A 25,565-nucleotide genomic window follows, 5' to 3' on the forward strand; every position below is an offset into this window, starting at 1 on the left:
TTTTTCCTGATATTTTTCTATTAAACCTTAATTATTTAATTATTAATTATTAATTATTAATTATTAATTATTTAATGCCAATTTTTCCAAGGATTTTTAGATAAATTAGAATTAGTATATCTCTTGTCGTGAGATACTTCTTCTCCTATCCAGTCTGGCAATTCAACTTCTTGATTTTCATTATCAAGTTCAACTTCAGCCACAATTAAACCTTGATTATCTCCAGCAAACTCATCAACTTCCCAAATAAAATTACCATGAGAAACCTTATATCTAACCTTTTCAATTAACGGTGAACTACACAAAGTATTCAACATCTCTTGAGCATCTTCAACTGGAATAGAATACTCATATTCTGACCGTGAATTACCCACAGAAGGTCCTTTAATAGTTAAATAGCCTTGGTCTCCCGCAATTCTTGCCCTTAATGTTATGCCATCTTCTGTAGACATATAACCTTGACGATAAACTTGTCCCACAGCTTGATTACGCCACCCGTTGCCTTTAACTAAAAACTTACGTTCTATTTCTATTGCCATTTTAATATTTAAGAACTTTTGAGAATTAATACAATGATTATTATCATAATGGGAGTTTCCGGTTCTGGTAAATCTACTATTGGAAAATTATTAGCAAAATCTCTAGATTATGACTTTTATGATGCCGATTATTTTCACTCCCAAGCTAATATAAAAAAAATGAGTAGTGGTAATCCTTTAAATGATACAGACCGGATTCCTTGGTTAATAGAAATGAGAAATGCAATTGAGCAATGGTTAGATAATAATAAAAATATTATATTAGCCTGTTCTGCTCTGAAAAAAGCTTATCGTCATCTACTGATAAAAGAATCACAAAATATTAAACTTATCTACTTGAAAGGGTCTTTTGATTTGTTTGCCCAAAGACTAAGGGAACGAGAAAATCACTTCATGAAAGTCGAAATGCTAAGAAGTCAATTTGACGATCTTGAAGAGCCAGAAGAAGCAATAATAATAGATATAGATGTTGTAAAATCTCCAGAATATATTGTAAATTCTATTAGGAATAGTTTGTAGAAATTTTATAGTAGGTAACAGGTAACAGGCAACAGGCAACAGGCAACAGGCAACAGTAGGAAAAGTATTTAGGGTTTGCGCTCAAAAGTCTTTTAGTAGGAGTAGGAGACAGGAGAAATGGGAATGAGCGAGGAGGTAGAAGTAAGAATTGTCCCAAAATTGTTCTGCCTAAATCTTGACCAAAATCCTAAATTTTTGAAGCATTACCACTTAAAATCTCGCACTTTTTGATACTTAAAAAGGCTAAAACCTTGATCTATAAAAACTGTTAGATTTAATCAGCAAATCCTATTTATATATCTAAGTTTCATCATCACTTTTGACTTTTAACTTTTAACTTTTAACTTCCGCGTAGCGGGACTAAAGCCTTCTTCCTTCCTTCTTTTAATTTTTATTTTTTTGCTCCAACCAAGCCAAACCAGCACCAAAAGTTTCAGCTAAAATACTAATCAAACGATAGAGTGCTACAGCACTTAAAACAATACCAGGAGAAAATTTTTGCTCCAGTAAAGCTAAAGTAGTAGCTTCAAATACCCCAACTCCTCCAGGCGCTCCTGGTATAACTAAACCTAATAGCCATGCAAAACTAAAAACACCATATATTCATAAAACTTGATTCAATTCAATAGAATTTAAAGCTAATATCGTCAACAAAAACCCAGAACCTCGAATTATAACAAAACAAATTTCTCCAAAAAAAGGCTTGATTGGATAGCCTTTTAATTTTAATTCCAGAGGTCGAGATGAATAAGGTTTTATAGTTTTTAACTTAAGCTTTTCAAGTAATTTAATTACTGGATTTAAAATTATTGGGTGAAATCCACTCAGAATAATTACTAAACACAAAAACTGTAAAATCAAACTTTCTTGAGTCGCAGTAACTAGAGCGATCGCTAAAGCCACAACAGCCATTAAAAGAGGTTCAATTAAAACACTTAAAATTGCCACTTCAACTTTTATTCCTACTTGTTTTGTAGCAGCAATACGACCATAAAAATGCCAAAAATTTCCTGGTAAATACTTAGCAATATTTGTTAGTAGATATACTCTAATATCATGTCCGGATAATTAGTGATGAAAAAACTTATCATGAGTGCTTAAACAGTAAATCTTTCTATTTTCCCTACTCCCCTACTCCCATACTCCCCTACTCCCCCGCTCCCCTACTATTTTAATAATAAGTATTCAACCGGACATGATATAATAGCCCATCACAAATTAACAGTTTGATTAAATTATTGAATAATCCAAAACCATACCCATCCCGACCAAATGTGAGCCATAATAGTCACAAAAAAAGCAACCGTCAGACTGACAAACCCAGAATTGCTAATCCTAATTTCCCAAACTTGTTGCCAATTATCTTTGAGAGTTGTAGCTAAAAAAAATAAAGTTCCCCCCAAAATAATCCAGCGTAGATAAGGTTTTAGGTACGAGAAAACTTTTTTCATAAACCACAAAACTTTCTCGGTTGATAACTCCTAACCACTCTTGCTGCACTCCGAAATTGTTGATAGTATCTTTGACTAACTTCATCCCCCACTTCAGACAACACATCAATGCCAATACCATTACGACCTTTACTTTTTCCAGAACTATGAATATAACGTCCTTCTCCCAGATATAATCCTACATGATCTGCTTTTTCACCAGTGCCAAAAAACACTAAATCTCCGACTATGAGTTGATTATTTAATTGATATTTATCTAGAGAAATCTTCTGACAAAAATCTTCTTGTTGATAAGCATCTCTAGGCAACCAAATACCAACAGAAACAAAAGCAGCTTGAATAAGGCCAGAACAATCATAATTAGGCCCTACTGTACCTCCCCAGAGATAATAGTTAGGAATGCTCATAGCTTTATAAGTAAAAGCAATTATTTCTGGTAATTTCTCTCTAATTTCAGTCTCGCCAAAAATGTGAGGTTGAAAAGGAGTTTTAGCTGGTTGAATCTTATCAATGTCTGTATATTTTAACCACCCTTGATAATCATCTTCTTGTAACTTGACCAAAATTGCACTGTCGAATTTTTCCTGTAACTGGATAACTTGTAAATTTCGTCCAATAGCGGCTTGAGTTGCCAAAATATTACATTCAGAAGAATCATAAATATTGATATTATCTTGGCACTGATATTCAATAACATTAGATAATTGGCGGTCGATCACTAAATTTCCCCTGGATAATTTATGGAGTAATTAAAATATTTTATATGTATAAACTATAGCCTTAGTTATCAGAATCACTATTAGACATTTCCATAAAAGAGAGAGTAGAGAGTAGGGGGAAAGAATTGATGAATAAGAGTACGATAATTGATTTGATTTTTTATTATTGGAGGTTTCTATTATTGTAAAGATGTAAGAATTTCCTGCGGAATGCTGCACAAACAGCCTTCAGCGCTTCCCTGCTGGATGCTACGCAAACAGCTATTGCTTTTAGTTTTAGATCAAAGCTTGACTAATTGAGTCAGAATTTATACTTACTATAAAAGCTGGCTGAAACAGTCTATATTTATTTAAACCCTTTCATGAGAGCTGAGAGCTGACAGCTAATAGCTGAATGCTTACTTAAAGATAGCTTTGATTTTCAATAACTATGGAATAATTAACAGATAATTTTTCACTTATTCTGTATATTATTAAATTAAGTATTTTTCTCTTTTGTGACATACTCCCACACTAAGCTGCCGCTATAGTGTGGGCTTCTCGATTCCTAGCCCTGCCATTGCATCAGGCTCCACGAGCTTTAAGAACGGAATGCCCTGCCGCCCTATTTTTTATATTTATCGCCACATTTCCTACGGAATGCTACGCAAACAAGTTGCCGTCTATTACAATACCGCAATACGGACAAGAATGAGTTCTTTCTAAAGATTATAGCATTAGAAGGAAAGGGCGCAGACAGATAGAGAGGTTAAAACCCAGAAAATGCAATATTTTTCGCTCCTTGAGTCCTTTGCTCCTTCGGTTCTTCCTTCTGCTATACCTGATTTTTACTATTTAACTCCTTAATTTCTATATGACTTTTTTCAATCGAGATGAACAGTTAAATATCCTGGGTAAAGACATTATAGAGGCAATCAAGATAGAATTTTCGGAATTAACTAATGAGCAAATTGCTATAACTTGGTTAGTCTACGATTTACCAATGGCAGGAAATATCAAGAACCCTACAGAGTTTTGGCAACAGCAAGTGCGTGGTTGGAGCGATCGCGGCGATGAACGGATGTATGCTGGTGGAATGGTCCATTTATTCTATCTGATAGCTATCTATGAGTGGTTAGAGAAAGGAATGGTCAAAACCTCAGCAGAATTAGAAAGAGCAATTCGAGATATGGTCGTTTATTCCAGTAACGATGCTACTGGTCTAGTTGTAGATGTTTTAACTGGAACTACCAGTGGACCTGAAATTTCATCAGGACCTTTTCAAACCTGGAAATATCAACGTAACTTTGTCAATCGTTATTTTCAATCTCTGAAGTGGCCTGAGTTAAAATCCATTAATGTTAATCAAAAAACATGGTGTGATGGTCCTTATGGTCGAGAAAGAATGTTTCAAGGACTATTGATGGAAAATCGGAATATACTGACTACTCATAGCACAGCTCGTTTGTTACATAGTGTTGTAGGTGGGGTTGCAGTATCTCCTTTAGCTTCACAGAAAATGATGAGCTTGTTCAAGAAAAATTCTGGCCAAGATGAGTTAAGAGATAGAGGTAAAGAACAAGCTATAGGATTTTTGGATGATAGTCTACCTCCAGATGCTAATGTCTGGAGCAAGGGAATCAGAGATTCCCAGGTGCGTCATAATTTTGCTTATATTGAGTTACCAAATATTAAGCCATATCTTTTGGTTGTATTTACAGAAGGTAAGAATCTTAGCCAAAATGAACGGATAATGCCTTATATTTCCCAAAAGTTTGTAGAGGCAATGAAAAAATTAGAGTTAACTTCTGCGGGCTGAAGCCACGCAGCTTGAACGACCCAACGTTTAACTAAGAGTTGACGCTTACCATGAGCCAAAAGCGATAACACTTCCAGATGTTTTCCTAGTCTGGATTATCTGTTGGCCTTTTTGGGTAAAGGCATCCCGTAATTGGGAGACACAACGTTTTTGGTTGGTCATAGGAACACACAACTTTCTCGAAAAGGATTATCTCTTATGATTCGAGTACCTGTCCAAAATCCCAATGGTTCCCCTGCAATGCCCACCAAAGCATCACGGGTACGTCGTTGGATCGAGGAAGGAAAAGCTACTGAACACTGGAACGATGCCGGGTTATACTATGTTCGCCTGGTAGCTGAACCATCAGGTTGTCAAACCCAGAAAATAGTAATTGGTTGCGACCCAGGCAAAAACTATACGGGAATTGCAGTACAGTCAGCAAAATTAACCCTTTACACCGCGCATTTAGTTTTACCTTTTGAGCGCGTTAAAGAACGACTTGGCTCTGCTGTTATCAAGCAAGGAAAAGTTATTAAAAATGTTAGAGGTCGAGCATTGCAACGTCGGGTGAGGCGCGGGAGAAGAATTAACAGAAAAGTGCCTTTTAATCAACGTGCCCACCGACAAAAGCGATTTGATAATCGTCGCAAAAAAGGTAAGCTAGCTCCATCTATTCGAGCATCTAGGGAAATGGAAATTAGGATAATAACAGAACTTTCTAAAGTTTTCCCTATTACTACTATTGTTTACGAACTGGTTAAAGCCGATGTAGATTTAACCAGCAGTAGAAAAGGAGCGCGTTCTGGTAAAGGATTTTCTCCAGTTATGGTTGGGCAAAACTGGTGTGTTGAAAAACTAAAATCTATTGCGCCAGTCAAAACCAAATACGGTTGGCAAAAAAATAATAACGGCACAAGTCAAATGCCTCTTGCAGAGGAGCTTCGCTTTCGTAAACATTTAGGGTTAGAAAAAGTCAAAGATAAAAAAGCCCAAGTGCCAGAATCTCATGCAGTAGATGGCATTGCTTTAGCCGCCAGCGAATTTGTTCGTTATGGAGTAACTCCCAGAAAAAACTGCGATACCTGGGGTTGGAAAGGCTCTGTTAACATCAGTCCTGGCGTTTTTCGAGTAATAACCAGATCGGCTTATTTTCGCCGTGCCTTGCACTTTGATAATGCGGAAAAAGGCGGTATCCGCAAACGTAAAGGTGGAACAATTACTCCTTTTAAAGTACGCTTAGGCGATAAAGTCCTTGCTGAAAAAGCTGGAAAAATTTACATTGGATGGGTTGGAGGTTTTACCGATGGTAAGACTAAAAATATCAGTGTTTATAACCATAACTGGAGGCGAATGGGGCAGTTTTCTCCTCAGAAAGTCCAACTGATTCGTAGGTCTAATAAACTGTGCGTTGTTTAAGTCACGGGGGTTGAAACCGCCGTTTGCCTTTCCTCCACCCTTTAAAAAGAGGTGGATTCCAGGCTCTCAATTGCTTCTGTTGAAGAAGACAGAAGGCAGAAGGGAAAATTCCATAAGGATAGTCTTCAACACGCCACTCAGTGTCTACAAACCCCAAATACATTTTAAGCACTATGTAGATGGTGGAGTATTAAACCTGCCACTTTAACGAAGTCAGAAGTCAGAAGTTATTTTTGTAACGGGGATTTTAGACCTGTTCCAAAAATACTTCGCCTTAAAAGGCGGGGTTTTAGACCCATATTATTTTGATCAATATAGAGGAAGAACAATTACCTCCTGCCTTCTGCCTCCTGCCTTCTGCCTTTCCTGATAACGGAGAAGGAGGGATTCGAACCCTCGGTACGGGGTTCTCCCGTACAACTCATTAGCAGTGAGCCGCTTTCGACCACTCAGCCACCTCTCCAATGATTATTTACTATAACAGATATTTGTCGGTTATGGCAAGTCTATCTTAACAAAGTCATAAGTCAGAAGTCAGAAGTCGTTTTTGGAGGTTGCATAAATGCGCTTGGGATTTTAATAGTTGTGTGGAAGTGGAAGTGGAAGTGGAATGGGCATCTTGCCCGTTCCTAATATTTTCCCGTTCCTGATATTTTCGGGACAGGCAGGATGCCTACCCCCACTTACTACTTATATTCCCATTCGCCCCTCAGCAATGCCACTAATTTAGCATGATATGAACAAACTAAATTTGTAGCAGTTATTCAAGGCAAAAGTTAACTTGCAACTACATAATTTCAAATTAATAGGCAAATTTGACAATTGACAATAGCTTATACTATGTTAAAATTTTTGAGGTTAATTAACTATTGTTGATTTATTAATATGAATTAATAATAGTTAACATATATTGATATAGTTATACTGGTCTAACTGTATATCAAGTTGTATACATTATGCTAAATTCTGACAAACAGAAAAGTTTGTGGTGCGCTCACCAGACCACTATGTAACCGCTATCCTGATAAGTTACCCCTAGTATGGTTAAGTCATTAAAACTTCTGCGACCGCCGAGAACCAAGGCAACGTAAGTTTTTAAAAGCGTCTACAGGTTTTCTTCTAGACATTGGGAGATACCCCCTCAGTAGGTCTCACTTGCTGTGCATTGTGAGCAAATGGCTCGAAAATAGTATCGGGAACAATCATTATCCTTGTAATGTCTTGGTTCACAAGGGTTAATTTTTCCCTATAAACGAAGATATAAATGAACTAAAAGGCCATCTATACAGAATCTAAAAGTTAGCTCTTTGAGCAAATCACAGATAAATCAGCAATAGTAAATTCTAAAAAACGAGGTAAGTAAGTGACACAAATACCAAATCCAACCACACCATCAGTAGATATACCTAACACTGATGTCGATGATGGGGGGCGTATCCGAATCGGAACTCCAGGAGCAGACCGTATAGGGGGAACAGATAGAGCGGACAATATTTCAGCCTTGTCAGGTGATGACTTCGTGGCAGCAGGTGGTGGTAATGATGTAGTTGCATTAGGTGGAGGTTCTGATACTGCAACTGGTGGTACTGGCAACGACTCTGCCCAAGGTAACCGAGGAGCTGACTCCATGCTCGGAGGTGCAGGAGATGATTGCCTCAGAGGTGGAAGAGATGATGATACTATAGATGGTGGTGCAGATAATGACATTCTCTTCGGCGATCGCGGTGATGATATAGTCAGAGGTGGAGCAGGAGCAGACCTAGTAAGAGGTAATCTAGGTGTTGATTTCCTACAGGGAGATGGAGGTGCTGATACTCTTCAAGGAGGTAAAGGCAGTGATAGTCTTGATGGTGGTGATGGGGCTGACTTCATATCAGGAGAAAGAGGGAATGATATTTTAACTGGTGGCGATGGAGCTGATACATTCTTCTTCTTCTATGGTGAAAATGGTACTTATGGAGTTGACACTCTAACAGACTTTAATGGAGGAGAAGATAAGATAGTTCTAGCTGCTGGTCCAACTATTCCAGAGGACGCCGGCTTTAATGCTCTAAGTGGTTCAGCAGGAGGTCAGTTGCCCGCAAATGAGTTTGCAGTGGTTGAGAACTTCGTCCCTGGAACTCAAGGAGACAACCCCGCAGCAATTATATATGACCCTGTTAGTGGTTTAGTCTACTATAACCCAACAGGAACTATTGGTGATGAAGATCAAATTCTTCGGGTTGCTCCGAATACCCCATTAGACAACACTGACTTTGAAATCTTCTAAGTCTGGTTAATATATAGATGCGGTTTTAAATATGGGTATTACCCAAGAATGAAGATTTTTGTTCCCTCCTAACCTAATTTTAGGGGGGATAAATTTTTAGGGCGTTGCATATTTGGGAGGTGTGGGGAGTGTGGGTGGTGTGGGTGGTGTGGGGAGTAAAAATCTTGTCTACAGTTCTCAAAAAAATGTACTTTTCAATATTATATGGCAGAAGGCAGAAGAAAAAATCTGGTGTTGTCTGAGTTTTCAGCTTTTGATATTTCCTTACCGAATAATTAAGGTTTAAAGCTTCTCTTTATAAAGGAGAAAAAAGGAAAAATTTTCACGCTCCGCGTCAATTCTTTTCTTTTCAAGGAGAGGTGTTTGTTAATTATTAATTATTAATTATTAATTATTAATTGTTGAAGGTTTTCTTCGACTGCTATAAGCTTGAAATTTGAGATAAAAACCTAAATATTCAATAATTAGGGTTTGCGCTCAAAAGTCTTATGTGTGAGGGTAGGAGACAGGAGACAGGAGACAGGAGACAGGAGAAATAGGGAATTTAGAGGAGGCAGTAGGAAGAATTATCCCTTGATTTTTCTACCATAGTCAGTCCAAAATCGGCTCCTTTTTGAGCTTTTTGCACCGAAAACCTTGTACTTTTTCAAGACCTAAAAAGGCACTTACCAATATCAGTCAATGCTTCTATATTTAATCAGCAAGCCCTAATTAACTATTAGCTAAGGGTAACAAACCCACCGTTAGAACTAAATTATTTCAGGGATTTTGAACAGGAGATTTGGTTTCAGCATCAATCCCTAAAGGTAAATTTCCAGGAGTTTATATAGGCAGAATTGCGATTAGGTTCGGTCTTAGTTTTGTTATCCAACTACCTGAAAAAAAAAGTTCGATTTTCACCCCAAATACTTAACTCTTATGCACAAAAATGACGGATACAATTATGCTTTTAAGAAGGATTCGCGGTAGTGCTAAATTTATTTGTTGACCTCTATTCCCTTCACCGTTAAGCTTGGCTATAATGGGATTCTCCTGGAGGTATAAAGATGGGAATAACAGAATATCTCAGATTAGCAAAATTCTACTTGAGCGAAGGTAAATTAGGTCAAGCTATAGCAACTTGTCAAGAAGTTTTAGAATTACAATCAAATTCTGAGGATGCCTACAGAATATTAGGAGAAATTTATCAAGTTCAAGGCAATTTTCAGGCAGCTATGTATGCTTATACAAAGGCTTTGGAGATTAAGCCTGAGTTGGCGGAAGTTCATGTTTATCTTGGTCAATTATATAGTCAGAAAAAGTGGTTGATTGAAGCAGCAAGTCAATATCAACAAGGGATTAATTTAGGGTTAAAATGGCCGGCAGTTTATTATAATCTGGGTAATATAAAGCATCAATTTGGTTATTTGGAAGCTGCTATTGAATGTTATGAAATGGCTATTATTCTGAACCCGAATTATATTAAGGCTTATTTGAGTTTAGGTAATGTTTTTGAGTTGCAAAGAAATTATCAAGCAGCAGTTGATATTTATAGAAAAATTATTATAATTAAGCCTAATTCTGTAGAAGCATATAATAATTTGGCTGGTGTTTTAGCTGATTTGAATCGAACTGAGGAAGCTGTTGAAGTTTATCAGGAGGCGTTAGGTTTAAAGCCAAATTCAGCAGATTTATATAATAATATTGGTCATGCTTTATCAAGGGAAAATCCGGCACGAGCGATCGCTGCTTATGGTCGTGCTATAGAGTTAAATCCTACTTTGATTAAGGCGCATTATAATTTGGGTAAGGTATTACAGGTTATTGGGGAGCATGAGTGGGCGGTAAAATGTTTTGAAGAGGTTATTCGACTAAAGTCAGAGGAAGATAATGTATTAGCTTATAGTGATTGTGCTTTTTCTTTGATGGCTATGGGTAAGTTTAAGGCTGCTTTTGTTTATTTACAAAAGGGGATTATTAATCATCAGTTTGTGGATGGTTTTTGTCAGTTATGGGCGTCTAAGTTAGGGAATGCGGAGGGGATAGTATCTGATGAATTGTATTTGACAAAGGTAGCTGGTTTTAATTTTATTAGGGAGCTGAAAAAGTTAGATGGTTATTCGGAAAGTTTTCAGCAGCAGTATGAGAAAATATCTGAATATTTGTTTGAATATTATGTTCATTTTGGTAATGTTTTGATGGAAAATGAGTCTTATGCTAATGCAGAGATGTTTTATCAAAAGGCTTTACAAGTTGAGGGAAATTTACCAGATGTTTATTGTTTATTAGGGAATTGTCTGGTTAAGCAAAAACGGTTGAATTCAGCGATTATTAGTTATCGGGTAGCTATCCAATTATTATTAAGTGAAAGTAGAGTTGCTGAGACGATAAGTATTTATTTTGATTTGGGAAAGGTTCTGGAAAGGCAACAACGATGGGAGCAAGCGATAGATTGTTATGGTAAAGTTTTGTCTGAAAAACCAATATTAGATTCGCAGATATTTAACAATAATTTTCAGCTTGATCGACAATTAGAAGGATTACTTTTATCTACAAAAGATTGGATAGAAGGATTAGACAGTAAGAACGAACTGCCAAAATATATAGAGGTAAAATTAGAAAAATCTACGGCAGAAGATAAGGCATCCCCCCTACTCCCCTTTGAAAGGGGGATAGAAGAAATTACTAAACTTTCAATTCAGGATTTAAGCTCTAAAAATGAGCAGAAAAATTTAGAATGTCTTGGGTTAAATTGTGGTAAATGTTTATGGGAAATTTATCAGTATTTTGAACCTAAATACCTTGCTCCAGCAGTTTATAGTCTGAATGGTAAGAGTGGGTTTAGCCAAGATACGGATTTTTTGAGTGAGGGTTTAGACAAAAAAAGCTCTTCCCTCAAACCACTAAAAAAAGGGGATAGACCCTTATTGACGGGAGATGCAAAAAGTAGTAAAGCAGATTTCTCTCACTTTCTGAAAATTTCCCAGACTCCCAATTTCGTAACAATAGTACGAGAGGGAAGAGCTTGGATGATGCCTAAGAAAAATTACTGGAGACTATGTTACGCGATCGCGATTATGACTCCAGATAATTACTTATTGGCAGATGTTTCTAGGGAGTATCCATCCCCGTTACCGGGATGTAGGAACCATGACCCAAGTAAACATCGAATATTTGGTTTGGAAGAGCTTCCGTATCTAGAGAAAATTCATGGTAAAGTGGCAGTATTATCGGTACTGTCGGGAAATGTGTATTTTCATTGGATGGTAGACCTTTTGCCGAGAATAGAGGTATTACGTCAGGGGATAAATTTAGAAGAGATAGATTGGTTTTTGGTGAATAATTATCAACAACCTTTTCAGCAGGAGACTTTAAAAATTCTGGGCATTCCTGAAGAGAAAATTTTGGCAAGCGATCGCCATGCTCATATTCAAGCAGAAGAGTTGGTTGTACCTTCGTACTCTAGTTATCTAGGATGGTTACAACCGTGGGGATTAAAATTTTTGAGGGAAGAATTTTTCAAAGTTCTAGGTAATAGTAATAGTAAGTCGAATTTTTCAGAAAGAATATATATAGGTAGAGGGAATGCTAGATATCGGCGAATAATGAACGAAGCAGAGGTAGTAGAGATATTATCGCAATTTGGTTTTACCTATATTACTCCAGAGTCAATGTCCCTAGAAAATCAGATTGCTACTTTTACCAATGCCAAGATTATAGTAGCTCCTCATGGAAGTGGTTTAACAAATATAGTATTCTGTAATCCAGGGACAAAAATTATTGAAATTTTTTCACCCCACTATCTGAGATACTATTATTGGCAGATTAGTCAATTATTAGGACTAGAGCATTACTATCTAATTGGTGAAGCATTTAGTTGTTATCCAATTAGAAATATAATGTATGAAAGTTCTTTAGTGGAAGATATTTTTGTGAATTTAGGGTCATTAAATTTAATGCTTAAAGCTGTAGGTATTATTTAAAAGGAAGAAGGAAGAAGGAAGAAGGAAGAAGGAAGAAGGCATTCCCCCTATCCCCCGATGATGCGCTATCCATTACCCACATTTTTCTGAATATAAAATTTGACAAAATAGACAAGTCATGGGTGAGTCTTGGTTAGGCTTTTTTAGCAGAAAAAATGTATTTTTCCGTACACTTTTTTTAGACAACTTCAGTAGTTTTATTTAGCTACTATGATTCTTTCTCCTTTCTCCCCTTCTCCCCACAAGGGTTTCAAGACTTATGGGTAAGGGATAGCTTTGAAAGGGGGGATAAAAACAAGGAAAAATATTGCTTTGTCTGAGTTTTAAGCTTTCAAAAAAAAGGAAGAAAGAAAATGAAAAATCAAGGTTTGAGTCTAGATATAGCTAGATTATTTGAGTTGTGAGATGTTCTCTAATTTTCAAGAAAAATCCAAGTGAAATTCTCATAATTTATTCCCGACTGCTATATTGTTGATTTGAGATTTTGGAAAGAGATGATTTTGCGATTCGCAATCTAAAAGCCATCTGAAATTAGATAGTAAAACCTGAATTAATCATCGCCAACAAAAGAGAGACAATGAAATCAATAAATCCTACAGAAAGTGTAGCCGAAAAATTCCATCAAAAAGCAGAATTTTATGTAAAGGAAGAAGGCAAAAGGCATCCCATCAACACCTCTTTGAAAGGGGTAAGGCAGAAGATAAAATATTGCTTTGTCTGAATAATTTGAGTTATGAGAGACTCTATAATTTTAGAGAAAAAATTCAAGTGAAATTCTCATAATTGATTCCCGATAGCTATATTGTTGATTTGAGATTTGGGACTAATATTATTTTGCGATTCCCAATTTCAAAGCCATATCAAATTAGACAGTAAAACCTGAATTAATCATCTCCTTCAGAAAGTGCATAAGCTTTCTAAAAAAAAGGAAGAAAGAAAATGAAAAATCAAGGTTTGAGTCTAGATATAGCTAGATTATTTGAGTTGTGAGATATTCTCTAATTTTCAAGAAAAATCCAAGTGAAATTCTCATAATTTATTCCCGACTGCTATATTGTTGATTTGAGATTTTGGAAAGAGATGATTTTGCGATTCGCAATCTAAAAGCCATCTGAAATTAGATAGTAAAACCTGAATTAATCATCGCCAACAAAAGAGAGACAATGAAATCAATAAATCCTTCAGAAAATGCATAAGCTTTCAAAAAAAAAGGAAGAAAGAAAATGAAAAATCAAGGTTTGAGTCTAGATATAGCTAGATTATTTGAGTTGTGAGATGTTCTCTAATTTTCAAGAAAAAATCCAAGTGAAATTCTCATAATTTATTCCCGACTGCTATATTGTTGATTTGAGATTTTGGAAAGAGATGATTTTGCGATTCGCAATCTAAAAGCCATCTGAAATTAGATAGTAAAACCTGAATTAATCATCGCCAACAAAGAGAGACAATGAAATCAATAAATCCTACAGAAAGTGTAGCCGAAAAATTCCATCAAAAAGCAGAATTTTATGTAAAGGAAGAAGGCAAAAGGCATCCCATCAACACCTCTTTGAAAGGGGTAAGGCAGAAGATAAAATATTGCTTTGTCTGAATAATTTGAGTTATGAGAGACTCTATAATTTTAGAGAAAAATTCAAGTGAAATTCTCATAATTGATTCCCGATAGCTATATTGTTGATTTGAGATTTGGGACTAATATTATTTTGCGATTCCCAATTTCAAAGCCATATCAAATTAGACAGTAAAACCTGAATTAATCATCTCCTCCAGAAAATGCATAAGCTTTCAAAAAAAAGGAAGAAAGAAAATGAAAAATCAAGGTTTGAGTCTAGATATAGCTAGATTATTTGAGTTGTGAGATATTCTCTAATTTTCAAGAAAAATCCAAGTGAAATTCTCATAATTTATTCCCGACTGCTATATTGTTGATTTGAGATTTTGGAAAGAGATGATTTTGCGATTCGCAATCTAAAAGCCATCTGAAATTAGATAGTAAAACCTGAATTAATCATCGCCAACAAAAGAGAGACAATGAAATCAATAAATCCTACAGAAAGTGCATAAGCTTTCAAAAAAAAAGGAATAAAGAAAATGAAAAATCAAGGTTTGAGTCTAGATATAGCTAGATTATTTGAGTTGTGAGATGTTCTCTAATTTTCAAGAAAAATCCAAGTGAAATTCTCATAATTTATTCCCGACTGCTATATTGTTGATTTGAGATTTTGGAAAGAGATGATTTTGCGATTCGCAATCTAAAAGCCATCTGAAATTAGATAGTAAAACCTGAATTAATCATCTCCTTCAGAAAGTGCATAAGCTTTCTAAAAAAGGAAGAAAGAAAATGAAAAATCAAGGTTTGAGTCTAGATATAGCCAGATAATTTGAGTTATGAGAGACTCTATAATTTTAGAATTTTAGAGAGCAAATAAAAGTGAAATTCTCATAATTGATTCCCGATAGCTATATTGTTGATTTGAGATTTGGGACTAATATTATTTTGCGATTCCCAATTTCAAAGCCATATCAAATTAGACAGTAAAACCTGAATTAATCATCTCCTTCAGAAAGTGCATAAGCTTTCTAAAAAAAAGGAAGAAAGAAAATGAAAAATCAAGGTTTGAGTCTAGATATAGCCAGATAATTTGAGTTATGAGAGACTCTATAATTTTAGAATTTTAGAGAAAAATTCAAGTGAAATTCTCATAATTGATTCCCGGTCGCTATATTGTTGATTTGAGATTTGGGACTAATATTATTTTGCGATTCCCAATTTCAAAGCCATATCAAATTAGACAGTAAAACCTGAATTAATCATCTCCTTCAGAAAGTGCATAAGCTTTCTAAAAAAAAGGAAGAAAGAAAATGAAAAATCAAGGTTTGAGTCTAGATATAGCCAGATAATTTGAGTTGTGAGAGACTCTATAATTTTAGAGAGCAAATAAAAGTGAAATTCTCATAATTGATTCCCGATAGCTATATTGTTGATTTGAGATTTGGGACTAATATTATTTTGCGATTCCCAATTTCAAAGCCATATCAAATTAGACAGTAAAACCTGAATTAATCATCTCCTTCAGAAAGTGCATAAGCTTTCTAAAAAAAAGGAAGAAAGAAAATGAAAAATCAAGGTTTGAGTCTAGATATAGCCAGATAATTTGAGTTGTGAGAGACTCTATAATTTTAGAGAGCAAATAAAAGTGAAATTCTCATAATTGATTCCCGGTCGCTATATTGTTGATTTGAGATTTGGGACTAATATTATTTTGCGATTCCCAATTTCAAAGCCATATCAAATTAGACAGTAAAACCTGAATTAATCATCTCCTTCAGAAAGTGCATAAGCTTTCTAAAAAAAAGGAAGAAAGAAAATGAAAAATCAAGGTTTGAGTCTAGATATAGCCAGATAATTTGAGTTGTGAGAGACTCTATAATTTTAGAGAGCAAATAAAAGTGAAATTCTCATAATTGATTCCCGATAGCTATATTGTTGATTTGAGATTTGGGACTAATATTATTTTGCGATTCCCAATTTCAAAGCCATATCAAATTAGACAGTAAAACCTGAATTAATCATCTCCTTCAGAAAGTGCATAAGCTTTCTAAAAAAAAGGAAGAAAGAAAATGAAAAATCAAGGTTTGAGTCTAGATATAGCCAGATAATTTGAGTTGTGAGAGACTCTATAATTTTAGAGAGCAAATAAAAGTGAAATTCTCATAATTGATTCCCGGTCGCTATATTGTTGATTTGAGATTTGGGACTAATATTATTTTGCGATTCCCAATTTCAAAGCCATATCAAATTAGACAGTAAAACCTGAATTAATCATCTCCTTCAGAAAGTGCATAAGCTTTCTAAAAAAAAGGAAGAAAGAAAATGAAAAATCAAGGTTTGAGTCTAGATATAGCCAGATAATTTGAGTTGTGAGAGACTCTATAATTTTAGAGAGCAAATAAAAGTGAAATTCTCATAATTGATTCCCGGTCGCTATATTGTTGATTTGAGATTTGGGACTAATATTATTTTGCGATTCCCAATTTCAAAGCCATATCAAATTAGACAGTAAAACCTTAATTAATCATCTCCTTCAGAAAGTGCATAAGCTTTCTAAAAAAAAGGAAGAAAGAAAATGAAAAATCAAGGTTTGAGTCTAGATATAGCCAGATAATTTGAGTTGTGAGAGACTCTATAATTTTAGAGAGCAAATAAAAGTGAAATTCTCATAATTTATTCCCGATCACTATATTATTCATTTGATATTTTAGACAGAGATGATTTTGCGATTCGCAATCTAAAAGCCATCTCAAATTAGACAGTAAAATCTTAATTAATCATAGGAAACAAAACAGAGACAATGACATCAACAAATCCTCCAGAAAGTGCAGCAGAAAAATTCCACCAAAAAGCAGAAGCTTATGTAGCCGAAAATAAATTTGATGAGGCGATCGCTTCTTGTGAATTAGCTATAAAAATAGAAGAAAATTATGCTCCAGCTTACAAAACTTTAGGTAATGTTTGGCAAGCAAAAGGAAAATTAGAAACAGCAGAAAATTATTATAAAAAGCGTTAGAAATTAAATCAAATTGGCCGGAAATATATGCTAATCTCGGCAGTTTATACGCCATGCAGCAAAAATGGCAAGAGGCAATATCCTATTATCAAAAAGCTGTAAACTTGAAGCCAGATTTTGCCGGAGTTTATCGTAATATGACGAAAGTATGGTTACGTTTGGGTAACCAAAAATCTGCTACATATTGTCAGTACAAAGCATTTTCTCTAGAACCTGAAAAAGCTACCCTAGAAGAAATTCTTAATTTAGGTAAAAATCTACAGCAACAGGGTAGTTTAAACGAGGCAATATCTTGTTACCGAATTGCTATTAAATTAAATACTAATTCTGTAGAAGCTTATCAAAATTTAGGAGAAGCTTTAAAACAGCAAGGAAATTTAGATGAAGCGACAGTTTGTTTTCGCAAAGCTATCGAACTTAGAGCAACTAATACCAAGACAAAAGTAGAAACTTCAACAGATATTAGGGCTAATGAATATAATTTAGTTTCTAGTAAAGAATTAGAGCCGAAAGATACTTTAGTAGGCAGTTTAAATAACCACGAAGAAAATGCTAATGATACTCTAGCTGCGGCAGAACAGAAAAATAATATTCCACCTCAACCAACAACTGCCATTAATACTGAAGATATAGAAACTTATATGATGGTGGCAGAGACTTATGTGAATCAGAAAAAATGGCAACAAGCAATTACTGTAAGTCAGAAAATTATTTCAATTAAACCAGAACCCAAAGCTTATAAAATAATAGGTAATTCTTTACAAGCTATGGGGAAATTACCAGAAGCATTAGATTGGTACAAAAAAGCATTAGAAATTAAACCAGATTTTGTAGAAGTTCATGCAAATTTAGGCACTATATTTGCTCAAAAACAACAGTGGGAAAAAGCCATACAATATTATCGAAGAGCAATTGCAATTAAACCAGAATTTGCCGGAGCATATCGTAATTTAGCCAAAATTTATACTCAACTTAATCAGTCAGCAGCAGCGGCAGAATGTTTATATCAAGTATTAAGACTAGAACCAGGAAAAGCTACAGCAGAAGAATTTTTATTTACTGGAAATACTCTGAATGAAAGTGGTCAATTACAACAAGCGATCGCTTGTTATCAAGGGGCAATTCAGTTAAAGCCGCAGTTAGTAGAAGCTAGTTATAAATTAGGAGAAATTTTAATTCAAAACGAGCAGTGGTCAGAAGCAGTTGCTTGTTATCAAAGAGTCATATCTGCAAATCCAAATAATATAGAAGCTTATCAAAAATTAGGAGATGGTTTATTCAACCAGGGACAGTTAGAGCTGGCTTTACAGAATTATCAAAAGGCTCAAAAACTAGAACCGAATAATACAGAAATCAAGCAAAAAATCGGAGAAATTTATTATAGATATGGAGAAGATTTCCAAGAACAAGGAAAAGTAGAAGAGGCAGTTCAAGCTTATAGTAAAGCAACGGAAAATTATCCAGAATTTGATATTCCTTATGGAAAACTAGGGGAAATTTTCTCACAACAGGAAAAATGGGAAGAAGCTGTCAAAGTATATAAAAAAGCAAGTGAAATAAAATCAGATAATTCTTGGTATCACAATAGTTTAGGAGAAGCTTTCAAGAATTTAGAAAAATGGTCAGAAGCTGTTGAACCTTATCGTCGAGCAATAGAATTAAATCCTGATTTTTCTTGGTCTCATAATAATTTAGGAGACTGTCTATTAAAACTAGAAAAATGGTCAGAAGCTATTGAACCTTATCGTAAAGCAATAGAATTAAATCCTGACTTTACTTGGTCTCATATTAACTTAGGAAAATCTTTGTGGTCAACTGGAAATTGGCAAGAAGCAATAGACCCATATCGTCGCGCCATAGAATTAAAAGCAGACCTACCGGAAGCTTATCAAAAATTAGGGGATGCTCTGAAAAAACGCGCTCAATTAGATTTAGATGAAGCCATAAAATGGTACGAAAAAGCCATAGAAAATAATCCTGAAAATGAACAGCTTTATCATAAAGCATTAGAAATAAAACCAGAAGACCACAAACTTTATTTACAACTAGGCAATACATTAGTAAAAAAAGGGAAAACTCATGGAGCGATCGCCTTTTATCAGTTAGGTTTACAAATTAATCCAGATGACCCTGAAATTCAAGCCCAGTTAGAAAAGATATTACCTAAAAAAAAGGTTTTAAGGGAACAGGAGACAGAGGATAGGCAACAGGAAAATGTCACTCTTTTGAAAAGTGAACAGGAAAATGTCGCTCTTTTGAAAAGGGAAAAGGAAATAGTAAATAAGGAACAAACAAGTGTTGCTATTTCTCCCTCGACTTCTTCTGTAGTTGAAAAAGAAGATGCCTATCAATTATGGCTAAAAGCAAACTTACCTAGTTCAGAAAAACTAAAGAAGATGTCGGAAAATTTAGACACTTTTCGATATCAACCATTAATTAGTATTATCTTGCCAGAAAAAACAGCATCTCCAGAGTTCCAAGAGACTATTGAATCAGTTATAAATCAAGTTTATCCAAACTGGGAAATCTGTTATATTGCCGATAAACTTCCGCAAAATCTAGAAACAGAAAGCAGAATAAAATTAGTATTGAAAGATGAAAGTGGAGATATTGCCACAAACTTAAATACTGCCTTAGCATTGGCAACAGGAGATTTTGTCACCCTCTTAAATTCTGAGGATATCTTAACACCAGATGCTCTTTATGAAATGGTGAAATTGCTAAATCGATATCCCCAAGCAGATATGATTTATTCAGACGAAGATAAATTAACTGAAGAAGGGAAATTAACTCAACCATACTTTAAACCAGATTGGTGTCCCGACTCATTTTTATCTCGAATGTACACTGGTCATTTATGTATATATCGCCGAGAATTAATAGAAAAATTGAACGGTTTTCGAGCAGGATATGAAAATAATTATGAATATGATTTAATTCTGCGGTTAAGCGAAACAAGTCAAAAAATATTCCACATTCCCAAAATACTTTATCACAGCAGAATTTCCGAAAATGGAGTAGCCATAAATCAGACAATTTCAACAGAAACAGCCAAAAAAGCATTAGCAGAAGCATTAGAAAGACGAGGAGAAAAAGGAACAATTTATAACCTGCCTCAACATCCTGGTTTCTATCAAGTTCGTTATCAAATTCCAGAGAAAAAGCTAGTCAGTATTATCATTCCCACCAGAAACTTAGGAGAAATATTAGATAGATGTCTAGAGTCAATCTTTAGCAAAACAACTTACCCAAATTACGAAGTAATATTGATTGACAATGGCAGCGACGAATCAAAAACAAAAGATATTATCGAAGGTTGGAAAAATCAAGAACCACAACGTTTCAAATGCTATGAATATGATATTCCTTTCAATTTTTCCAAGCTCAATAATTTTGCAGCAGAAAAAGCAGAAGGTGATTATTTATTATTCTTAAATAATGACACAGAAGTAAAAACTCCTGACTGGTTAGAAGCAATGGTCGAACAAGCACAAAGAGAAAAAATAGGAGCAGTTGGTGCCTTATTGTTATACCCAGATAATACAATTCAACACGCCGGAGTTGTATTAGGAATGCGGAGCGTAGCAGACCATAGTCATCGTGGTTTTTCTCCCACTGATAGTGGATATAATGGTCAAATTATTTCTGTAAATAATTATTCCGCTGTAACTGCCGCTTGTTTAATGTGTCGGCGAAAAGTTTTTGAAGAAATTGGAGGCTTTGATGAAGAATTGGCCGTAGCATTTAATGATGTAGATTTATGTTTGAAAATGCTAGATAAAGACTATCGAAATATTTATGTACCTCACGCTGTTTTGTATCACCATGAATCGAAAAGTCGAGGAGTAGAAAATACAGGAGAAAAACAATTACGTTTCCAACAAGAAATTCAGAAGATGAAGCAAAGGTGGAAATATGTAATAGATGAAGATCCTTGTTATAACCCTCATCTAACTCGACAACAAGAAGACTTCAGTTTAAGGGTTAACACAAATGTCGAAGTTGGTATTTCTTTATATGAAAAAGATGCAGAAATAGTTGGTTGTTCTATAGATGTACCCAAACCAGGAATAGAGCAAAATATTACTTCTATTTGTATAGGTGGGTGGGTAGTAGGAAAAAAATATCCCCCAGTAACAGTCAAACTAATTTCCTTAACTACATCAGGTAAAGTTTTACGAGAAGTTCCTGCTAATTTACATCGTCCAGATGTAGGTAAAATTCATCCTGAGTATCCTGATGCTCAACATTCTGGTTTTTGGGGAGAATTAGAAGTAATTGAATTTGCGCCAGAGATGAAAATTTCCTTAGAAGCTATTCTCAAAGATGGTTCTCATGTACGACTGGGAATGGTGAATTTGAAATGTCCTAGTTTGATTTAAAAGGAAGAAGGAAGAAAGAAGAAGGAAGAAGGAAGAAGGAAGAAGGAAGAGGGAAGAGGAATAGTAGAACAGTTCAAAAGTTGAAAACTCAGACAACTTCAAGAATTTAGAATTTAGAATTACCTCTTCTTGAAAACGGATAGGATTGACTAATCATGAAAATCTTTTCTCTCTTGGTCGATTGGATATGGCGAGGAGACCCGTTCTTATCAGAGCCGCTCCGCTTTTAGCGCAGCTTTGCGATAGCAAACGCCATCCCACCCTTCGGGAAGCTCCGCTAACGACCGCTTGTTTCTCCTTTAAAGGAGAGGATTTTTACCTTAATTATTCGGTAAAATTTTTCCTTATTTCTTCTTCCTTCTGCTATACCATTACATCTGGACATGAATTGATAGATGTGGGATTTGAACCTGTAATTTAAGTTAGCTGAAGATATGGGAGTTAAATAGGGTTTGCTGATTAAATCTAAAAGCATTGAAATATAAAGACAAGTGCCTTTTTGTGGCCTTTAAAAAGTACCTGGTATCACGTCTAAAACGCTCAAAAAGGGGCGTATTTTAGGCTCATAGTTGGGCAGAAAAATCATTCTTACAATTCTTACTCCTACCTCCTCGCTCATTCCCATTTCTTCCCCTCCTGGGAGGGGTTAGGGGTGGGTTGTCTCCTGTCTTCTGTCTTCTGTCTCCTGTATCCTGTCTCCTGTCTCCTACCCCAGCAAAAAGACTTTCCATAAGCAAACCTTAAATAGGAACTTTTGGAAATTGGTATAAAAATAAAATTCATAGATTATTCAAATATCTTGATTATTAAAATCAACTTTTTCGTAAAGGTAACTAAATCCTGTTTCAAAATCTAGAGCAGTTAACTTTAATCTTGACTCTTCAAATTCATAATATGTAACTTCCCATTTATCCTCAGAAGTTTTAGCATACTGTTCGATATAAAACTGATATTGGTCAATCAAAATATACTCTTTAAACTCAGGAATTGACCGATAAAATTTAAACTTATCTCCTCGGTCATAATTTGCTGTTGATTTTGATAATACTTCAACAATTATTAAGGGATTAGTAACTGTATCTGTACGACTTTGATGATAGGTTGGTTTATCTTCAATTATCATAATATCGGGGTTATTTCAGTTATCAGTTATCAGTTATCAGTTATCAGTTATCAGTACTTTTGCAGTAATACCAATTTGAAAAAAGAATGCTACAAAAAGGTAGACCTTGATCGGATATGCTTAAAAATAGCTAGTCTAGTTAATTTTAGATAGTTATTTATATCGTTTTTACATTTTTTAAAATATTTATCCCTTCTTCCTTCTTCCCTCTTCCTTCTTTCTTACTTCTACCATTCGTAACAAACATTTATCAAATTGGTATAAGGAGGCAAGAAAACAAGGAATTATCTTTTTTTGTCCCTTAAAAGGGGAGGCTTTAGACCACAATTTCTCGGTAAGTATATAAATAAGAATCGGGTATCCATAAACGAACATCACCGATAAATACACGATAATTTTTGCCTTTTAAAGCAAACTTTAAGTAAGCACAAAAATTACTGGCAATTTCATTATGATTAGTAGTTCCACCTGTCATTGATATTATTTCTCCATCTAGATATTCATGTTTATCTTCAGAATTTTCCTCTAATAATAAATATTCTTCTGGAGTATATACTTTCTCGTGTGTCTGAATTTGCATATTTTTTTCCAAGAGTATTAGACTTCTTGCAGAAGTCAGGGAATAGGGAATAGGGAATAGGGAATAGGGAATAGGGAATAGGGGGATGAAATTGTTGATTTCAGATATTGAATTGATGTAAGTAACACCTTTGCAAGAGGTCTATTGCTAATAAACAAGAGGTCTATTGCTAATAAATAAGTAGTCATGCAAAATAAATTTCCTAGTTTAAAGAGGGAACAGGAAACAGGAAGTCAATAGGATGTGTAATTAATTTTGCTTATGAATTTATTAGGACTGAAGCAAAACGATCTGTTATACTAAATTCATTTGTCAAACACTACTCAAGGTTCTTGTTAAGTTACTAGGAATCTTCACTTGTTTTATGTTTTATTCCATAATATTTAGACAGTAGGAATTAACGGCCGTTAACCCCTACAAATGATGTATAATTTCGTCTTTGGCGTAAGTCTTGATTATATTAGACTTTTAGCAAAAGTAACAATTCAATTTTTTCCTATATTTAATGAATTGGCATCTACTTTTTCCCGATGATTCTATTTTAAGATAATGACTAAAAACACTAAAACTACTAAATTATATGTTTGATTGTATTATAGTTGGCTCTGGACCCGCAGGAGCAAGTGCCGCATATCATCTAGCAAAAAACGGACGTTCTGTATTAGTCTTAGAAAAAGAATCTTTACCTCGATATAAACCCTGTGGAGGTGGAGTTTCTCCCATTGTTCAACAGTGGTTTGATTTTGATTTTACACCAGCTATTTCTCTGAAAATAAACTCTATTCGTTATACTTGGAAAAAAGGCGATCTAGTAGAAGTTAACCTAAAAAATCAAGAACCAATTTGGATGGTACGCCGAGAAGTTTTTGATTATTTTATCGTTCAGCAAGCGCAAAAACAGGGAGCAGAAATTAGAGATAAAGCTAAAGTTATAGGCATAGAATTTAAGCACAATAACTGGCAAGTTAATACCAATAATCAATCATTTATCAGTCGTTATTTAATTGCTGCTGATGGAGCTAAAGGTTCCATGGCTAAATGGTTAGGTTTTAACAATCGTAAACACTTTTCAGGTGGTGCTATGGAAATAGAAGTACCAGTTGAAAATCAACAAATTGATAGTGCTTATTTTGAATTTGGAATGTTAAATAACGGCTATGTTTGGAACTTTCCCAAAGCTGATGGATACTCAATAGGAGTCGGTACATTTTGGCGAAAACATGGTCAAAATTTTGGAGCTTTATTAACAGAATATGCCACAATGTTTGAGGTAGATATTCAAAATGTTCAGAAATTTGGTCATCCTTTATGTTTGTGGAATGGCAATCAAAAATTACATACACAAAATGCAGTTTTAGCAGGAGAAGCAGCTTGTATTGTTGACCCTTTTACTGCTGAAGGAATTCGCCCTTCTATATTTACAGGTATTAAAGCAGCCGCAGCAATTAATAATTCCCTAAATGGCGATCTATTTGCTTTAGAAAAATACAGTCAAGTAGTTAATGAAGAATGGGGTAAAGATATGGTTTGGGCACAACGTTTAGCCCAAGGATTTTCTCACTTTTCACATATTGGTTATCAAGTAGGTGTGAAGCGACCTCGCGCTACTACTATTATGACTAAAATTTTGTCTGGAGAATTAAGTTATTCAGATGTGGTAGGTTCTGCTTTACGAAAACTTTGGCAAAGATGAAAATTTATTCTAAATGAAGGCAGAAGACATAAGGAAAAAAAGGAGAAAGCTCAAGATAATTTGAGCATTTCTTCGGTATTGTTAGTTCTTAAATTTTATTTATAACTGGCCTGTCCGAATATGATATTACAGCGCTTTTCATTTGAGTAGACCACAAAATTATTTTTGGCGCTTAGAGTAGGGAGTAGGGAGTAGGGAGTAGGGAGTAGGGAGTAGGGAGTAGGGAGTAGAAAAATGCTTTTGGGTTGCCCATACTAACTGTAGTCTATCCATGTGAAAAGCGCTATAAGATGTAGTAAAACTTTCGATATTGAGTATTATACCTATCAATTTTAGCTGATAGCTGAGAGCTGAATGCTAATAGCTAATTAGGGCTTGCTGATTAAATCTAAAAGCATTGACACATAAAGACTTTAGCTTTTTTGGGGTCTAATTGCAGTGCGCTTGTTTCAGTCTAAAACGTTCAAAAAGTTAGTATTTTAGGTAAGAGTTGGGCAGAACAATCTTGGGACAATTCTTACTCCTACCTCCTCGCTCATTCCCATTTCTCCTGTCTCCTGTCTT

General features: G+C 35.0%; 18 protein-coding genes and 1 tRNA gene. 11 read left to right on the forward strand and 8 right to left on the reverse strand.

Going from position 1 to position 25,565, the window contains the following annotated elements:
- Window positions 1-71: 71 nt before the first annotated feature.
- Window positions 72-539: a CYTH domain-containing protein gene (locus SAGCYANO_RS18310; protein WP_202221380.1), complete on the reverse strand. Its 468-nt coding sequence runs from the start codon at window positions 537-539 to the stop codon at window positions 72-74.
- 33 nt (window positions 540-572) lie between these two features.
- Here SAGCYANO_RS18310 and SAGCYANO_RS18315 point away from each other — a divergent pair, with 33 nt between their 5' ends.
- On the forward strand, window positions 573-1,058 hold the full coding sequence (locus SAGCYANO_RS18315) for a gluconokinase (protein ID WP_202221381.1): 486 nt from the start codon (window positions 573-575) through the stop codon (window positions 1,056-1,058).
- A 603-nt stretch (window positions 1,059-1,661) separates the two neighbouring features.
- Here the strand turns inward: SAGCYANO_RS18315 and SAGCYANO_RS18325 are convergent.
- From SAGCYANO_RS18325 to SAGCYANO_RS18335, 3 genes are all read right to left on the reverse strand, one after another.
- Window positions 1,662-2,006, reverse strand: coding sequence for a hypothetical protein (locus tag SAGCYANO_RS18325; RefSeq protein WP_202221382.1), 345 nt, complete (start codon window positions 2,004-2,006; stop codon window positions 1,662-1,664).
- Window positions 2,007-2,293: 287 nt separating this feature from the next.
- Complete coding sequence (locus SAGCYANO_RS18330; RefSeq protein WP_202221383.1) at window positions 2,294-2,509, reverse strand: hypothetical protein; 216 nt, start codon at window positions 2,507-2,509, stop codon at window positions 2,294-2,296.
- Entirely contained in the window at window positions 2,506-3,228 is a 723-nt protein-coding gene (locus tag SAGCYANO_RS18335; protein WP_202221384.1) for a C40 family peptidase, read from the reverse strand. The genes SAGCYANO_RS18330 and SAGCYANO_RS18335 overlap by 4 nt, the downstream gene beginning before the upstream one ends.
- 853 nt (window positions 3,229-4,081) lie before the next feature.
- Between SAGCYANO_RS18335 and SAGCYANO_RS18340 the strand changes: the two genes are divergently transcribed.
- Together SAGCYANO_RS18340 and SAGCYANO_RS18345 are read left to right on the forward strand one after the other, a co-directional pair.
- Window positions 4,082-5,026, forward strand: coding sequence for a serine hydrolase (locus SAGCYANO_RS18340; protein ID WP_202221385.1), 945 nt, complete (start codon window positions 4,082-4,084; stop codon window positions 5,024-5,026).
- 150 nt (window positions 5,027-5,176) lie between these two features.
- Entirely contained in the window at window positions 5,177-6,424 is a 1,248-nt protein-coding gene (locus SAGCYANO_RS18345) for an RRXRR domain-containing protein (RefSeq protein WP_237396315.1), read from the forward strand.
- A gap of 373 nt (window positions 6,425-6,797) precedes the next feature.
- Here the strand turns inward: SAGCYANO_RS18345 and SAGCYANO_RS18350 are convergent.
- Window positions 6,798-6,887, reverse strand: a tRNA-Ser gene (locus SAGCYANO_RS18350).
- Between the two features lie 900 nt (window positions 6,888-7,787).
- On the opposite strand from SAGCYANO_RS18350, the gene SAGCYANO_RS18355 reads away from it, so the two are divergent.
- The 7 genes from SAGCYANO_RS18355 to SAGCYANO_RS18380 all read left to right on the forward strand — a co-directional run bounded on the left by SAGCYANO_RS18355 (window position 7,788) and on the right by SAGCYANO_RS18380 (window position 21,605).
- Window positions 7,788-8,693: a calcium-binding protein gene (locus SAGCYANO_RS18355; RefSeq protein ID WP_202221387.1), complete on the forward strand. Its 906-nt coding sequence runs from the start codon at window positions 7,788-7,790 to the stop codon at window positions 8,691-8,693.
- A 121-nt stretch (window positions 8,694-8,814) separates the two neighbouring features.
- Window positions 8,815-8,979: a hypothetical protein gene (locus SAGCYANO_RS18360; protein ID WP_202221388.1), complete on the forward strand. Its 165-nt coding sequence runs from the start codon at window positions 8,815-8,817 to the stop codon at window positions 8,977-8,979.
- A gap of 760 nt (window positions 8,980-9,739) precedes the next feature.
- Window positions 9,740-12,655 (forward strand): tetratricopeptide repeat protein, encoded by a 2,916-nt coding sequence (locus SAGCYANO_RS18365; RefSeq protein ID WP_202221389.1) that lies wholly within the window; start codon window positions 9,740-9,742, stop codon window positions 12,653-12,655.
- A 577-nt stretch (window positions 12,656-13,232) separates the two neighbouring features.
- Window positions 13,233-13,376 (forward strand): hypothetical protein, encoded by a 144-nt coding sequence (locus SAGCYANO_RS18370; protein ID WP_202221390.1) that lies wholly within the window; start codon window positions 13,233-13,235, stop codon window positions 13,374-13,376.
- 726 nt (window positions 13,377-14,102) lie between these two features.
- Window positions 14,103-14,246: a hypothetical protein gene (locus SAGCYANO_RS18375; RefSeq protein WP_202221390.1), complete on the forward strand. Its 144-nt coding sequence runs from the start codon at window positions 14,103-14,105 to the stop codon at window positions 14,244-14,246.
- A gap of 2,761 nt (window positions 14,247-17,007) precedes the next feature.
- The gene (locus tag SAGCYANO_RS44895) at window positions 17,008-17,223 is read left to right on the forward strand and encodes a tetratricopeptide repeat protein (protein ID WP_237396318.1); all 216 of its coding nucleotides are present in this window, start codon (window positions 17,008-17,010) and stop codon (window positions 17,221-17,223) included.
- A 53-nt stretch (window positions 17,224-17,276) separates the two neighbouring features.
- Window positions 17,277-21,605: a tetratricopeptide repeat protein gene (locus tag SAGCYANO_RS18380; protein WP_237396319.1), complete on the forward strand. Its 4,329-nt coding sequence runs from the start codon at window positions 17,277-17,279 to the stop codon at window positions 21,603-21,605.
- A 790-nt stretch (window positions 21,606-22,395) separates the two neighbouring features.
- Here SAGCYANO_RS18380 and SAGCYANO_RS18385 read toward each other — a convergent pair.
- The 3 genes from SAGCYANO_RS18385 to SAGCYANO_RS18395 form a co-directional block, all read right to left on the reverse strand.
- Complete coding sequence (locus tag SAGCYANO_RS18385; RefSeq protein WP_202221391.1) at window positions 22,396-22,728, reverse strand: Uma2 family endonuclease; 333 nt, start codon at window positions 22,726-22,728, stop codon at window positions 22,396-22,398.
- A 186-nt stretch (window positions 22,729-22,914) separates the two neighbouring features.
- Window positions 22,915-23,055, reverse strand: coding sequence for a hypothetical protein (locus tag SAGCYANO_RS18390; RefSeq protein ID WP_202221392.1), 141 nt, complete (start codon window positions 23,053-23,055; stop codon window positions 22,915-22,917).
- Window positions 23,045-23,308 (reverse strand): Uma2 family endonuclease, encoded by a 264-nt coding sequence (locus SAGCYANO_RS18395; protein WP_202221393.1) that lies wholly within the window; start codon window positions 23,306-23,308, stop codon window positions 23,045-23,047. Before SAGCYANO_RS18395 ends, SAGCYANO_RS18390 begins: the two co-directional genes overlap by 11 nt.
- A 580-nt stretch (window positions 23,309-23,888) precedes the next feature.
- Here SAGCYANO_RS18395 and SAGCYANO_RS18400 point away from each other — a divergent pair.
- A complete protein-coding gene (locus tag SAGCYANO_RS18400; protein ID WP_202221394.1) occupies window positions 23,889-25,001 on the forward strand; it encodes a geranylgeranyl reductase family protein in 1,113 nt (370 codons plus the stop codon).
- Window positions 25,002-25,565: the final 564 nt, after the last annotated feature.

Source organism: Okeania sp. KiyG1 (assembly GCF_014132355.1).
In the GTDB taxonomy this organism is placed as follows: Bacteria; Cyanobacteriota; Cyanobacteriia; order Cyanobacteriales; family Microcoleaceae; genus Okeania.